We start from the raw sequence: 12,003 nt of genomic DNA on the forward strand, positions 1-12,003 counted from the left end.
ACAGCAACGTTATGCTGCTGCGGCGGGTTACACAGGACGAATACTCTCTTCATCAACGTCAGCGTCGAAGAACCGCCGCAGCGTCTGAATATGCGTATCTGCACTAATCGACTGGCGCGCCTGCGCCAGCTTCTCTTCATAAATTTTTTGCCGCCACTCCAGCGGCGTCAGCACCGCCGGATTATCATCTTCCACCACGGTTAATTCAACCGGCGCTGCGCCCGACGCGTTTAACGCGTCGCTCAGCGCCTTTTGCGCCGACGGCGAGTTCAGGTGGCGCTGGCTGGAACGCAGGTGCAGGCAGATGCCCTGCTCCGTGACCTCTTTCCAGGCGTTCAGCGCCAGCTGTTGCACCAGACGCGGCATCGGCAGCGTGGCGATCTCGGCGGCCCAGGCGTCGCGCTGCTGCGCTTCTACCGTCAGCCGGGCGATCAGCTCCGGGGTCTTTTCATGTTCCAGCGCGGTGCGCAGCGCCTTGGGCGTGGCGACCGGCGCGGCTTTGATTTCGGTCGGCGTTAAGGCCTTCCAGCGGTAGGCCTCCTCTTTTACCGGAGCAGCCTCGCTGGCGGCCTGCTGCAACCGCTGCTGACCGCGCTCGGTAACGTTAGCCAGCCGTTCCAGGGCCGAACTCGCCGGCCGCGCACTTTGCGCTGCCGGCTCACTCTTTTTTGCTTTGTTTGCTCCCTGCTGGCGCAGCAGCTGAGTGCGCGCCTGCAGTAACTGACTGGTGGTCTCCGACAGCCCGCCGGGCGGTGGCTCAGCGGGTCTGGTCTGCGCGGTGGCAGGCGGCTGGCCGTGCGCGGGCTCAGCGGGTCTGGCCTGTGCGGCAGCAGACGGCTGACCGTGCGGCGGAGCGAAATCCGCCGGGCCATCGGCCTGGTCCACGGCCGGGCCGGCCGGCCGGGTCGCTAACGGGGGGGCCGACGGCGCAGCGGATGGACGGGCGGGTGCAGCGGGTGCTGAAGCGACGCCGGACGCACGCGCAGGTGGCGCTGCCGCCGCGGAATCAGCCGCTGGCGCAGGCACCACCTGCGCGACCAGCTGCGGACGCGCCACCGGTTCGGCGATGACCGCTTTCGGGTGAAACGCCAGCGCGCGCAGCAGGGTCATCTCAACCCCCATGCGCCGATCCGGTGCCAGCGGCAGCTCTTTACGGCCCACCAGCAGGGTTTGATAGAACAGCTGCACGTCGGCCGGCGGCAGCACGCGCGCCAGTTCACGCAGGCGTTGCTCAATCGCCGCCATCTCTTCACCGAGCGCCGAAGGCAGCAGCTGCACCATGGCAATGCGGTGCAGCAGGGTCAGCATCTCCACCAGCAGAGCCTCCCACTCCACGCCGCGGGCCGCCGCCTGGTTGAGCAGCGCCATCACCTGCGCGCCGTCGGCGGCGGTCAGCGCTTCAATCAGCGCCAGCGGCTGCTCATCATCCAGGGTACCGAGCATGTCGCTGACCGTGGCGGTGGTAACCTGCCCCTGCCCCATGGCGATCGCCTGATCGGTCAGGCTCAGCGCGTCACGCATGCTGCCGTCCGCGGCGCGGGCCAGCAGCTGCAGCGCGCGGGTTTCCGCCGCGATCTGCTCAGCCTGCAGCACGTGCTCCAGCTGGCCGCGGATCTGTACCTGATCGAGTGCTTTCAGATGAAACTGCAGGCACCGCGACAGGATGGTTACCGGCAGCTTCTGCGGATCGGTGGTGGCCAGCAGGAACTTAACGTGTTCCGGCGGCTCTTCCAGGGTTTTCAGCAGCGCATTGAAGCTGTGACGCGACAGCATATGCACTTCATCGATCAGATAGACTTTAAATCGGCCGCGCGCCGGTGCGTACTGCACGTTATCCAGCAGATCGCGGGTGTCTTCGACCTTGGTGCGCGAGGCGGCGTCGATCTCAATCAGGTCAACGAAGCGCCCCTGTTCGATTTCGCGACAGTTATCGCACTTGCCGCACGGCGTCGCGGTGATGCCAGTTTCACAGTTCAGCCCTTTTGCCAACAGGCGGGCAATGCTGGTTTTACCGACGCCACGGGTGCCGGAAAACAGATAAGCGTGGTGGATACGCCCCAGCGACAGGCCGTTAGCCAGTGCGGTCAGGACATGTTCCTGACCGACAACATCGGTAAACGCTTGTGGACGCCACTTGCGGGCCAGTACCTGATAGCTCATTCGGACTTCATCATTTTTTTACCCAGTTTAAGACGGATACTATAACAGAAACCCCACCTGGTCGTCGCGGTTCCTGTCACCGGCGGTGAGCCGGGCCGCAGCCGCCCGGCACGCTTGAAGGTTGCCGTAAAATAACGTCGCAGACCGGTTGATGACAAAAATCACATCGTGCTTATACCAATTATGAAAAGGTCCCCCTCATCGGGGATCTTTTTGCTTTATTTTCTTAAAATAATTCATCTGAAGAAAAATCACATTTAATGCAACAAAACCGCCTTAAAAACCCGCCAGATTTGCCGCCCGGCTTCATGCCTGATTTAACGATGAGACCCTCAAATGAAATTTGTCTTTACCCTTATCAGCCTGATGGTGCTGGCGCTCGGCTGGCTGTTCTGGCAGCAGAGGCACCCTGCCCCGGCGATCGCCCTGCTGGACATTGAGAAAGTAATCGCAGATTCCACGCCGGGTAAAGCCGGACGCGCGCATCTGGATAAACTGGCGCTGCATTTTCGTCAGGGGCTGCAACAGGTGCATAACGACTATCAGCAGTCGCCCGCGGCGGAACAGCAGCGGGTAATCGCTAATGCGGAGCAGATGCTTGATCAGCAGTTTGAGCGGGAGGAGCGGACGGTCAGCGACGATCTTAAAAAAATCATTCTGGACGAAGCAGAGAAATGGCGGAAAAAGCACGGTGCTGGCCTGGTACTGCCCGCGCAGCTGGCACTGGCCTCTGCAGGAGAGGAGAACTGTACAGAAGAGGTGTTGCAGGCGGTCAATCAGCGTGAGATTCGCTTTGCGCGGCTACCGCAGCTCGATTTTCTGCAGCCTGAAGGGATGGCCTCTCCTCAACCACCGCTGCCCGGACGTCAATGATAGTGCCCTGGGTTCAGGTCACATCCAACACCGGGGTACCGGGCTGGCCGTTCAGCGGGCCCGCCGGGGAAAACGGGCCAGCCACAGCAGGCCCGTTAACGGATCTTAGTGACCCGGGAAGTTGACCAGACTGTAGCTCTCTACGCCCAGCGCCTTCAGGCGCGATTCACCGGTCAGGTCAAACAGGTTGATAATGAAGGCGGCGTCCTTTACTTCACCGCCGGCGCGGCGGATCAGCTTGACGGTCGCTTCAATGGTGCCGCCGGTGGCCAGCAGGTCATCCACCACCAGCACCACGTCGCCCGGCTGGATGGCATCACAGTGCAGCTCCAGCTGGTCGGTGCCGTACTCCAGCTCGTAGCTTTCGGCGAAGGTTTTACGCGGCAGTTTACCCGGCTTACGCACCGGTACAAAGCCAACGCCCAGCGCCAGCGCTACCGGAGCACCGAACAGGAAGCCGCGTGCTTCGGTGCCCACCACTTTGGTGATGCCCGCGTGACGGTAGCGATCCACCAACAGTTCAATGCTCAGCGCATACGCTTTCGGGTCTTCCAGCAGGCTGGTAACGTCACGAAACAGGATACCCGGCTTAGGGTAATCCTGGATGCTTTTGATACTGTTTTCAATAATTTCAAGCTGCTGCGCAGTCGCGGTCATAATCTTGTGCCTGGTGAATACAAATCAATTTCGCGCAGCCTCTTTCACCCTGACCGGTATCCGGCGGAGTGAAATTCAAACGTTGAGGGGAAGCCGCGCACGAAAACGACCAAATCTATGCAAATCGTCGGGCAATTGCAACCATGTCAGGCAAAATCACCGCTTTTCTTGCGATTCATCAACCACCGGCAGGCGGATCATAAATACCAGCAGGACGCAGAGCATCGCCAGCAGCAGCAGGCGAACCCACAGTATCTTCACCATCCACAGCGAAAAGGCAAAGCTCACCAGGATCACCGCAATCGCGCGCCCTTTCGCCCCCGGCGGCATCGCCCGATGCTGCTGCCAGTGGCGCAGATAGCGGCCAAACGGCGAGCGGTGCAACAGCCAGTGATGAAAACGCGGCGAGGAGCGGGCAAAACACCAGGCGGCCAGCAGCAGAAACGGCGTGGTCGGCAACAGCGGCAGGATCACGCCCAGCGTTGCCAGCACTATCGCCAGCCAGCCAATAATCAGTAGAATGTAACGTTGCATCGTTGGGCCTTAGGCATCCGGCCTGAAAATCAGCCGGCCGAACCTGAATCAGCAGAGCCACCAGCGTATCATAGCCCGCAGACTGCCACGGAGACGAAAATGAAAAGTGCTGGTTTACTGCAGCAGCTTGACGCAAAGCTGGAACAGCTTGCCCAGGCCGTTGCGCCGCACGCCACGAAAAGTACCCGCAAGGCGCGCTTTGATGAGCAGCTGTTTCACAGCCACTCCACCCGGCTGGGAGATTATCTGGCGGAGATCCGTCAGACGCTGGCACAGCTGAAGCAGAGCGTACAGGATGGTCGTGCCGAACGCGTCGCGTGGATGGCGGAGCGGGTAGTGCTGCAGATGAGCGCGCTGCAGCGCGAGCTGGCGACGATGTCCCTGCGCGGTAAGGAAACTGCGCCGGTGAACGTTAAAGAGAACCTGTATGAGAAGCTGTCTGAACACCAGGGCTATGAGCGGCGGCTGCGCGGGATGATCGCCGATCGTGAAAGCCTGCTGGCGACGCAGGAGACGCTGGCACAGCAGCAACAGCTGCAGCGTGAGGTAGCGGCGCTGGAGGGCCGGCTGCAGCGCTGCCTGCAGGCGCTGAAACGCATTGAGCGCGCGATCGAAAACCGTGAGCGTCAGTCATAAGGGTGAAGCGTCATTCCCCTGTCACCTGATTACTGTAAAAAAGGAGAAGCGATGTCACTGGAAACCGCACCTCAAGAGGTAAGACTGGCCGTCGATTTGATTATGTTGCTGGAAGAAAACCAGATCGCACCGGCAACGGTGCTGGCGGCGCTGGAAATTGTCAAAAGAGATTTTGAGCGTAAGGTTGCTACACAGCCGTTGCTGCCGAGTGACCAATAACTGCCGGGGCTGTCAGTCAGGATTACTGCTTACGTACAGATCCTGTTCACCAGCCATATTAAGTGGATGACAGGGCCTCACTCAGGCCGGGCTGCAACCGGCTGGCGGATGCTTGTTAAAACGTTTGCTGTGTGGCCGGGGGCCAACGGGCGTTGAGCAGCCCGGCATGCTAACGGCCACCCGGCAGTTGCAGCGTCGGGCAATGCATCAGCATCTCAATCAGCGTATCCACAAGTTTCGGCACTTCAGCCGCGAGGTCGTAGCTGTCCGGCATAAACAACCAGTTTTCCATAATGCCGCTGATGTACCCACGCATTACGATCGCCGCCAGCCGGGTGTTGAGGTTGGCGGGCAGCAGCCCGGCGACAATACAGGCCTGTAAAACCTCTTCTATCTTCTCATAACACTCCAGATAGAGGTTCTGCTGCATCAGTTGCAGGGTGGTCATTTCACCGACAAACTCACACTTATGATAGATAATTTCCATCAGCGCCCGCCTGCGCGGGTCGGTGGCTGCGGCATCAAGCACATAGATAATCATTGAACGCATAACAGACAGTGGATCTGCCGGGTATTTTGCATAATACTCAAGTTCCAGCTCGGCCATCACCGACTCGGACTGCGCCCAGATTTCATTCAGTAAATCGGTTTTATTTTTAAAATGCCAGTAAATGGCACCCCGCGTAACCCCAGCGGCTGCCGCGATATCAGCGAGTGACGTTTTTGATACGCCATGTTCTGAAAAGCGCTCAATCGCCGCATCGATGATGTGATTGCGTGTTTCCTGCGCCTGCTGTTTGGTATTTCGTGCCATAGGGGTGACTTTTACAAAATGCCAGATTTACATACATTTCCGAATGTATGTACCATAGCACGACCATAATTTAAACGCAGCATGGCTTTGTGCGTTTGTGATCCACTGGACATTTGATACCGGACACGAGGTTTATTTATGAACAAAAACAGAGGGTTAACGCCTCTGGCGGCCGTTCTGATTCTCTCAGGCAGCTTAATGCTAACAGGATGTGACAATAAAAATGAGGGACAACAAGGCGGTCAGGGCCAGGCGCCTGAAGTCGGTATCGTCACGCTGAAAAGTGCTCCACTTACTATTACCACCGATCTGCCAGGCCGCACGTCGTCATTCCGCATCGCGGAAGTGCGCCCACAGGTCTCCGGTATTATTCTGAAACGTAACTTCGTTGAAGGCAGTGATATCCAGGCCGGCCAGTCACTTTATCAGATTGATCCGGCAACCTATCAGGCCGCCTACGCCAGTGCGAAAGGCGACCTCGCCCAGGCGCAGGCCAACGCACAGATTGCTGCCTTAACCGTCAAACGCTACAAGCCGCTGCTGGGCACCAAATATATCAGCCAGCAGGATTACGATACGGCTGCGGCCACCCAGAGCCAGACTGCTGCCGCCGTTCAGGCCGCACAGGCCGCTGTGGAAACGGCACGTATTAACCTTGCGTACACCAAAGTCACCTCTCCGATTAGCGGACGCGTAGGTAAGTCATCGGTCACCGAAGGCGCCCTGGTGCAGAGCGGTCAGACCAACGCGCTGGCTACAGTACAGCAACTTGACCCGATCTACGTTGACGTCACCCAGTCCAGCGAAGAATTTATGCGCCTGCGTGATGAACTGAACGCCGGTACGCTGCAGCAGGCTAACGGCAAGGCTCAGGTCAAACTGTTGATGCAGAATGGTAACGAGTTCGCGCAGAGCGGTACATTAGAATTCTCTGATGTGACCGTCGACGAAACGACCGGTTCTATCACCCTGCGTGCCGTGTTCCCTAACCCGGATCACAGCCTGCTGCCGGGCATGTTCGTGCGTGCGCGTCTGGAAGAAGGCACCAACCCGAATGCGCTGCTGGTTCCACAGCAGGGCGTGACCCGTACCCCGACCGGCCAGGCAACGGCAATGGTGGTAGGCGCGGATAACAAGGTTGAAGTGCGTAACCTGACCGCTGACCAGGCGATTGGCGACAAGTGGCTGGTGACCGGCGGGCTGAAAGACGGTGACAAAGTGATCGTTTCCGGCCTGCAACGCGTGAAGCCAGGCGCGGCAGTCACGCCACAGGAAGTGAGCGAAGACGGCGCTAAAGCGGATGCATCCAAGCCTCAGGCGCAGTCTGAACAACCGAAGTCTTAACAGGAGCCACTGATTCATGGCTAAGTTTTTTATCGATCGCCCCATCTTTGCCTGGGTAATCGCCATCATTATTATGCTGGCGGGTGCGTTGTCGATTCTTAAACTGCCGATCGAGCAATATCCTAACGTTGCTCCACCGGCGATTGAGGTCACGGCAAACTACCCAGGTGCCGATGCAAAAACCCTGCAGGACTCGGTCACGCAGGTTATTGAACAGAACATGAACGGCATCGACGGTCTGATGTACATGAGCTCAGCCAGTGACTCCAGCGGATCGCTGCAGCTTACGCTGACCTTCGAGTCCGGGACCAACGCCGATATCGCCCAGGTGCAGGTGCAGAACAAACTGCAGCTGGCGATGACGCTGCTGCCGCAGGAAGTACAGCAGCAGGGGATTCAGGTTAAAAAATCCTCCAGCAGCTTCCTGATGGTGGCCGGCTTCATCAACGATGACGGTACCATGACCCAGAATGACATCGCGGACTATGTCGGTTCGAACATTAAAGATCCGATCAGCCGCGTGCTTGGCGTGGGTGATACCCAGCTGTTTGGTTCGCAGTACGCGATGCGTATCTGGATGGATCCGCACAAGCTTAATAACTACTCGCTGACCCCGGTCGACGTGATCGCCGCAATTAATACTCAGAACGCCCAGGTGGCGGCGGGTCAGCTCGGTGGGTCACCTCCGGTTGCCGGCCAGCAGCTGAACGCCTCGATCATTGCGCAGACCCGTCTGACCTCGGCAGAAGAGTTCGGTAAGATCCTGTTGAAGGTGAACACCGACGGTTCCCGCGTGTTGCTGAAAGACGTCTCGCACATTGAGCTGGGGGGTGAAAACTACGACATTATTGCCCGTTACAATGGCAAACCGGCTTCCGGACTCGGCATCAAGCTGGCTACCGGTGCTAACGCACTGGACACCGCTGCCGCGGTGAAGGCTGAACTGACCAAACTGGAACCTTTCTTCCCGTCAGGGCTGAAGGTAGTTTACCCGTACGACACCACGCCATTCGTGCAGATCTCCATTAACGAAGTGGTGAAAACCCTCGTTGAAGCGATCGTGCTGGTGTTCCTGGTAATGTATCTGTTCCTGCAGAACTTCCGCGCTACGCTGATCCCGACCATTGCGGTACCGGTGGTACTGCTGGGCACCTTTGCCATTATCAGCGCCTTTGGTTACTCGATAAACACCCTGACCATGTTTGGTATGGTGCTGGCAATCGGGCTATTGGTTGATGACGCCATCGTGGTGGTGGAGAACGTTGAGCGTGTGATGGCCGAAGAGGGCCTGCCGCCAAAAGAAGCTACCCGTAAGTCGATGGATCAGATTCAGGGCGCGCTGGTCGGTATTGCCCTGGTGCTGTCTGCGGTATTTATCCCGATGGCCTTCTTCGGCGGCTCGACCGGGGTTATCTACCGTCAGTTCTCGATCACCATTGTTTCAGCGATGGTGCTGTCGGTGATTGTCGCCCTGGTGCTGACCCCAGCGCTCTGTGCCACCATGCTGAAGCCGATTGCTAAAGGCGACCACGGTAAAACCACCGGTTTCTTCGGCTGGTTCAACCGCATGTTTGATAAGAGTACCCATCACTATACCGATAGCGTGGGCCATATCATTCGCAGCACCGGCCGCTACCTGGTTCTCTATCTGCTGATCGTGGTGGGCATGGCGGTACTGTTTATGCGCCTGCCCTCCTCCTTCCTGCCGGAAGAAGATCAGGGTGTGTTCCTGACCATGGCCCAGCTGCCAGCGGGTGCGACGCAGGAGCGTACCCAGAAGGTGCTGGATCAGGTGACCGACTACTACCTGAACAAAGAAAAAGCCACCGTAAACTCCGTGTTTACCGTAAACGGCTTTGGCTTCGCGGGTCGTGGTCAGAACACCGGTATCGCCTTTGTCAGCCTGAAACCGTGGGAAGACCGACCAGGTGCCGAGAATAAAGTCCCGGCGATTGCCGGACGGGCATTTGGTGCGCTGTCGTCGATCCGCGATGCGATGGTGATTCCGTTCAACCTGCCGGCGATTATCGAGCTGGGCACGGCGACCGGTTTCGACTTCCAGCTGGTCGACCAGGGTGGCCTTGGCCATGAGAAGCTGACCGCAGCGCGTAACCAGCTGCTGGGCATGATTGCCGAGCATCCGGATACGCTGGTCGGCGTGCGTCCGAACGGTCTGGAAGATACGCCACAGTACAAACTGACTATCGATCAGGAAAAAGCGCAGGCGATGGGGGTATCACTGTCCGATATTAACACCACGCTGCGTTCGACCTGGGGTGGTTCGTACGTTAATGACTTTATTGACCGCGGCCGCGTGAAAAAAGTCTACGTGATGGGTGAAGCGCCGTACCGTATGCTGCCGAAAGATATCGGTAACTGGTATGTCCGCTCCAGCAGCGGTGAGATGGTCTCCTTCGATACCTTCGCCACCGGTAAGTGGATCTACGGTTCTCCGCGTCTGGAACGCTATAACGGCCTGCCTTCAATGGAGCTGTTAGGCCAGCCGGGCCCGGGCAAGAGCTCCGGCGATGCCATGAACCTGATGGAGCAACTGGCCGGCAAACTGCCTACCGGTATCGGCTACCAGTGGACCGGTATGTCCTATCAGGAACGCCTGTCCGGTAACCAGGCTCCGGCGCTGTATGCCATCTCGCTGATTGTGGTATTCCTGTGCCTGGCAGCGCTGTACGAGAGCTGGTCGATTCCGTTCTCGGTGATGCTGGTGGTACCGCTCGGGGTAGTTGGTGCGCTGATCTTTACCACGCTGCGTGGCCTGAGTAACGACGTCTACTTCGTGGTCGGGCTACTCACCACCATAGGGCTATCGGCGAAGAACGCCATCCTGATCGTCGAGTTCGCCAAGGACCTGATGGAGAAGGAAGGTAAAGGTCTGGTTGAGGCGACGCTGGAAGCCGTGCGTATGCGCCTGCGTCCGATCCTGATGACCTCACTGGCGTTTATCCTCGGGGTACTGCCGCTGACCATCAGCACCGGCGCCGGATCTGGCGCGCAGAACGCCGTCGGTACTGGCGTAATGGGCGGGATGGTGACCGCGACCGTGCTGGCGATCTTCTTCGTGCCAGTGTTCTTTGTGGTGGTTCGCCGCCGCTTTAGCAAGAATAAAGAAGACATTGAGCACAGCCATCCGGTGAAGCATCCGTAACCGTTGTCCGTCGCTTTGACTGAGAGGCCGCTTTTGCGGCCTCTTTTTTTTGGCCCGAAAACAGCGGTCTTTTTTGTCGTGCAGGGTAAATACGCCGATGACGAGGGGTTGCAATTACCTGTCGGGCGGCGCATACTATTGTTATAGTATAACATAACACACAATGTGGAGTGACCAATGAAACAGGGTATCCATCCTGCCTACCGCCAGGTGGTGTTCCATGACACCACCGCCGATGCTTACTTCGTGGTGGGTTCCACCATTAAAACTGACCGTACCGTCCAGCACGACGGTAAAGAGATGCCCTACGTGCCGCTGGACGTCTCTTCCGCCTCACATGTTTACTACACCGGTAAACAGAAAGAGTTTGCTAAAGAAGGCAGCGCCGCACGCTTCAGCCAGCGGTTTGGCGGTTTTCTTGGCGCGATGAAAAAATAAGGATCCGATCATGCAGGTACTGAGTTCTCTGGCTTCGGCCAAAAAGCGCCACAAAGATTGCAAAATCGTCCGCCGCCACGGCCGCGTATTTGTGATCTGCAAAAGTAACCCACGCTTTAAAGCGGTACAGGGTTAAAAAACAACGTTGATTGCAAAGCCATGTCGTCATCGCAAAGGGGGAAGCGCAAGCTTCCTCCTTTTTTTATGGGGCAGACGGGGCAGGTTCAGGCAACGGGGAGGCTTTCCGATCAAACAGGGGCGGCCTTCTGAGCCGCCCTCTGCGCTTACTTCATGCCCGCGACCATAGCATTGACGTTGTGCTTAAACGCCGCCACATAGCTGTCGGCTTTTCCTCCTTTTTCGCTCAGGGCTTCAGGATAGAGCTCGCCGCCGGACTTCGCCCCGGTCGCCGACGCGATCTGCTGCACCAGACGCGGATCGGTCTGGTTCTCGATAAAGTAGGTGTGAATATGCTCTTTCTTCAGCTGGGTAATCAGCCCGGCCACGTCAGACGCGCTGGCTTCAGATTCAGTAGAGAAGCCCACCGGGGAGAGGAAGCTGACGCCGTAGCGCTGGCCGAAGTAGCCAAACGCATCGTGGCTGGTCAGCACCTTACGTTGCTGCTGCGGCACCGCGGCCAGCGTCTGCTGCGCCCAGCTGTCCAGCTGTTGCAGTTGCTGAATATAGGCCTGCCCGCTTTTACGGATCGCCGCCGCATCGTCCGGATCGGCGGCAATCAGGGCGTTCATCACGTTAGTCGCGTAGACAACGCCGTTTTGCATGCTGTTCCAGGCGTGGGGATCGGTGATGGTCTGGCCATCCTCTTCCATTTTTCGCGTATCAATCCCGGTTGATGCCACCAGCGTCCTGCCTTTATAGCCTGAGGCGTTAATCAGGCGATCCATCCACCCTTCCAGCCCCAGCCCACTGACCACCACTAAATCAGCGCGCGCCAGCGCCTGGCTGTCCTTCGGCGTCGGTTCGAAGCTGTGCGGATCGCCGTTCGGGCCGACCAGGCTCTTCACCGCCACGTGTTCACCGCCGACGTTTTTTACGATGTCCGCCAGCACGGTAAAGCTGGCGACCACCTGCACGGTTTTCGCCATCACGCCCGGGGCAATTAACGCTGCAGACAGCGCCATCACGATTGGTAATTTTTTCATGT

12 protein-coding genes and 1 other annotated feature are annotated in these 12,003 nt (G+C 58.2%); of the genes, 7 read left to right on the forward strand and 5 right to left on the reverse strand.

The features are described from left to right. Positions 1-27: 27 nt before the first annotated feature. The gene (dnaX, locus tag ASF13_RS19665; protein WP_056240432.1) at positions 28-2,160 is read right to left on the reverse strand and encodes a DNA polymerase III subunit gamma/tau; all 2,133 of its coding nucleotides are present in this window, start codon (positions 2,158-2,160) and stop codon (positions 28-30) included. After that, positions 628-689 (reverse strand) — a sequence feature (DnaX frameshifting element). Its footprint overlaps the gene before it by 62 nt. Before the next feature lie 336 nt (positions 2,161-2,496). Between dnaX and ASF13_RS19670 the strand changes: the two genes are divergently transcribed. Beyond that, positions 2,497-3,033 carry a hypothetical protein gene (locus tag ASF13_RS19670; RefSeq protein WP_056240437.1) on the forward strand — a complete coding sequence of 179 codons (537 nt, stop codon included), beginning with the start codon at positions 2,497-2,499 and terminating at the stop codon, positions 3,031-3,033. A gap of 105 nt (positions 3,034-3,138) precedes the next feature. Here ASF13_RS19670 and apt read toward each other — a convergent pair whose 3' ends face one another. Further along, entirely contained in the window at positions 3,139-3,690 is a 552-nt protein-coding gene (gene apt / locus ASF13_RS19675; protein WP_056240440.1) for an adenine phosphoribosyltransferase, read from the reverse strand. Between the two features lie 156 nt (positions 3,691-3,846). Further along, positions 3,847-4,224: a DUF454 family protein gene (locus ASF13_RS19680; RefSeq protein WP_056240444.1), complete on the reverse strand. Its 378-nt coding sequence runs from the start codon at positions 4,222-4,224 to the stop codon at positions 3,847-3,849. Positions 4,225-4,323: 99 nt separating this feature from the next. On the opposite strand from ASF13_RS19680, the gene priC reads away from it, so the two are divergent. Beyond that, positions 4,324-4,860: a primosomal replication protein PriC gene (priC, locus tag ASF13_RS19685; RefSeq protein WP_056240449.1), complete on the forward strand. Its 537-nt coding sequence runs from the start codon at positions 4,324-4,326 to the stop codon at positions 4,858-4,860. 51 nt (positions 4,861-4,911) lie between these two features. Further along, positions 4,912-5,079: a pleiotropic regulatory protein RsmS gene (gene rsmS / locus ASF13_RS23805; protein WP_072166442.1), complete on the forward strand. Its 168-nt coding sequence runs from the start codon at positions 4,912-4,914 to the stop codon at positions 5,077-5,079. A gap of 169 nt (positions 5,080-5,248) precedes the next feature. Here the strand turns inward: rsmS and acrR are convergent, their stop codons facing one another. After that, complete coding sequence (gene acrR / locus ASF13_RS19690) at positions 5,249-5,893, reverse strand: multidrug efflux transporter transcriptional repressor AcrR (RefSeq protein WP_056240453.1); 645 nt, start codon at positions 5,891-5,893, stop codon at positions 5,249-5,251. Between the two features lie 138 nt (positions 5,894-6,031). Here acrR and ASF13_RS19695 point away from each other — a divergent pair, with 138 nt between their 5' ends. The 4 genes from ASF13_RS19695 to ykgO all read left to right on the forward strand — a co-directional run bounded on the left by ASF13_RS19695 (position 6,032) and on the right by ykgO (position 10,974). Then, complete coding sequence (locus tag ASF13_RS19695) at positions 6,032-7,237, forward strand: efflux RND transporter periplasmic adaptor subunit (protein WP_056240456.1); 1,206 nt, start codon at positions 6,032-6,034, stop codon at positions 7,235-7,237. 16 nt (positions 7,238-7,253) lie between these two features. Further along, on the forward strand, positions 7,254-10,400 hold the full coding sequence (gene acrB, locus ASF13_RS19700; protein WP_056240462.1) for a multidrug efflux RND transporter permease subunit AcrB: 3,147 nt from the start codon (positions 7,254-7,256) through the stop codon (positions 10,398-10,400). 177 nt (positions 10,401-10,577) lie between these two features. Further along, positions 10,578-10,838 carry a type B 50S ribosomal protein L31 gene (locus tag ASF13_RS19705; protein WP_056240465.1) on the forward strand — a complete coding sequence of 87 codons (261 nt, stop codon included), beginning with the start codon at positions 10,578-10,580 and terminating at the stop codon, positions 10,836-10,838. A 10-nt stretch (positions 10,839-10,848) separates the two neighbouring features. After that, on the forward strand, positions 10,849-10,974 hold the full coding sequence (gene ykgO, locus ASF13_RS19710; RefSeq protein WP_056240468.1) for a type B 50S ribosomal protein L36: 126 nt from the start codon (positions 10,849-10,851) through the stop codon (positions 10,972-10,974). 148 nt (positions 10,975-11,122) lie between these two features. Here the strand turns inward: ykgO and ASF13_RS19715 are convergent, their stop codons facing one another. After that, positions 11,123-12,001, reverse strand: coding sequence for a metal ABC transporter substrate-binding protein (locus tag ASF13_RS19715; protein ID WP_056240471.1), 879 nt, complete (start codon positions 11,999-12,001; stop codon positions 11,123-11,125). Between the last annotated feature and the right edge of the window lie 2 nt (positions 12,002-12,003).

The organism is Erwinia sp. Leaf53, assembly GCF_001422605.1.
Lineage (GTDB): Bacteria > Pseudomonadota > Gammaproteobacteria > Enterobacterales > Enterobacteriaceae > Erwinia.

Bases quoted from the DNA above. Each gene is read 5' to 3' on its own strand.
- dnaX (WP_056240432.1), bottom strand. From the start codon at position 2,160: ATGAGCTATCAGGTACTGGCCCGCAAGTGGCGTCCACAAGCGTTTACC.
- ASF13_RS19670 (WP_056240437.1), top strand. From the start codon at position 2,497: ATGAAATTTGTCTTTACCCTTATCAGCCTGATGGTGCTGGCGCTCGGC.
- apt (WP_056240440.1), bottom strand. From the start codon at position 3,690: ATGACCGCGACTGCGCAGCAGCTTGAAATTATTGAAAACAGTATCAAA.
- ASF13_RS19680 (WP_056240444.1), bottom strand. From the start codon at position 4,224: ATGCAACGTTACATTCTACTGATTATTGGCTGGCTGGCGATAGTGCTG.
- priC (WP_056240449.1), top strand. From the start codon at position 4,324: ATGAAAAGTGCTGGTTTACTGCAGCAGCTTGACGCAAAGCTGGAACAG.
- rsmS (WP_072166442.1), top strand. From the start codon at position 4,912: ATGTCACTGGAAACCGCACCTCAAGAGGTAAGACTGGCCGTCGATTTG.
- acrR (WP_056240453.1), bottom strand. From the start codon at position 5,893: ATGGCACGAAATACCAAACAGCAGGCGCAGGAAACACGCAATCACATC.
- ASF13_RS19695 (WP_056240456.1), top strand. From the start codon at position 6,032: ATGAACAAAAACAGAGGGTTAACGCCTCTGGCGGCCGTTCTGATTCTC.
- acrB (WP_056240462.1), top strand. From the start codon at position 7,254: ATGGCTAAGTTTTTTATCGATCGCCCCATCTTTGCCTGGGTAATCGCC.
- ASF13_RS19705 (WP_056240465.1), top strand. From the start codon at position 10,578: ATGAAACAGGGTATCCATCCTGCCTACCGCCAGGTGGTGTTCCATGAC.
- ykgO (WP_056240468.1), top strand. From the start codon at position 10,849: ATGCAGGTACTGAGTTCTCTGGCTTCGGCCAAAAAGCGCCACAAAGAT.
- ASF13_RS19715 (WP_056240471.1), bottom strand. From the start codon at position 12,001: ATGAAAAAATTACCAATCGTGATGGCGCTGTCTGCAGCGTTAATTGCC.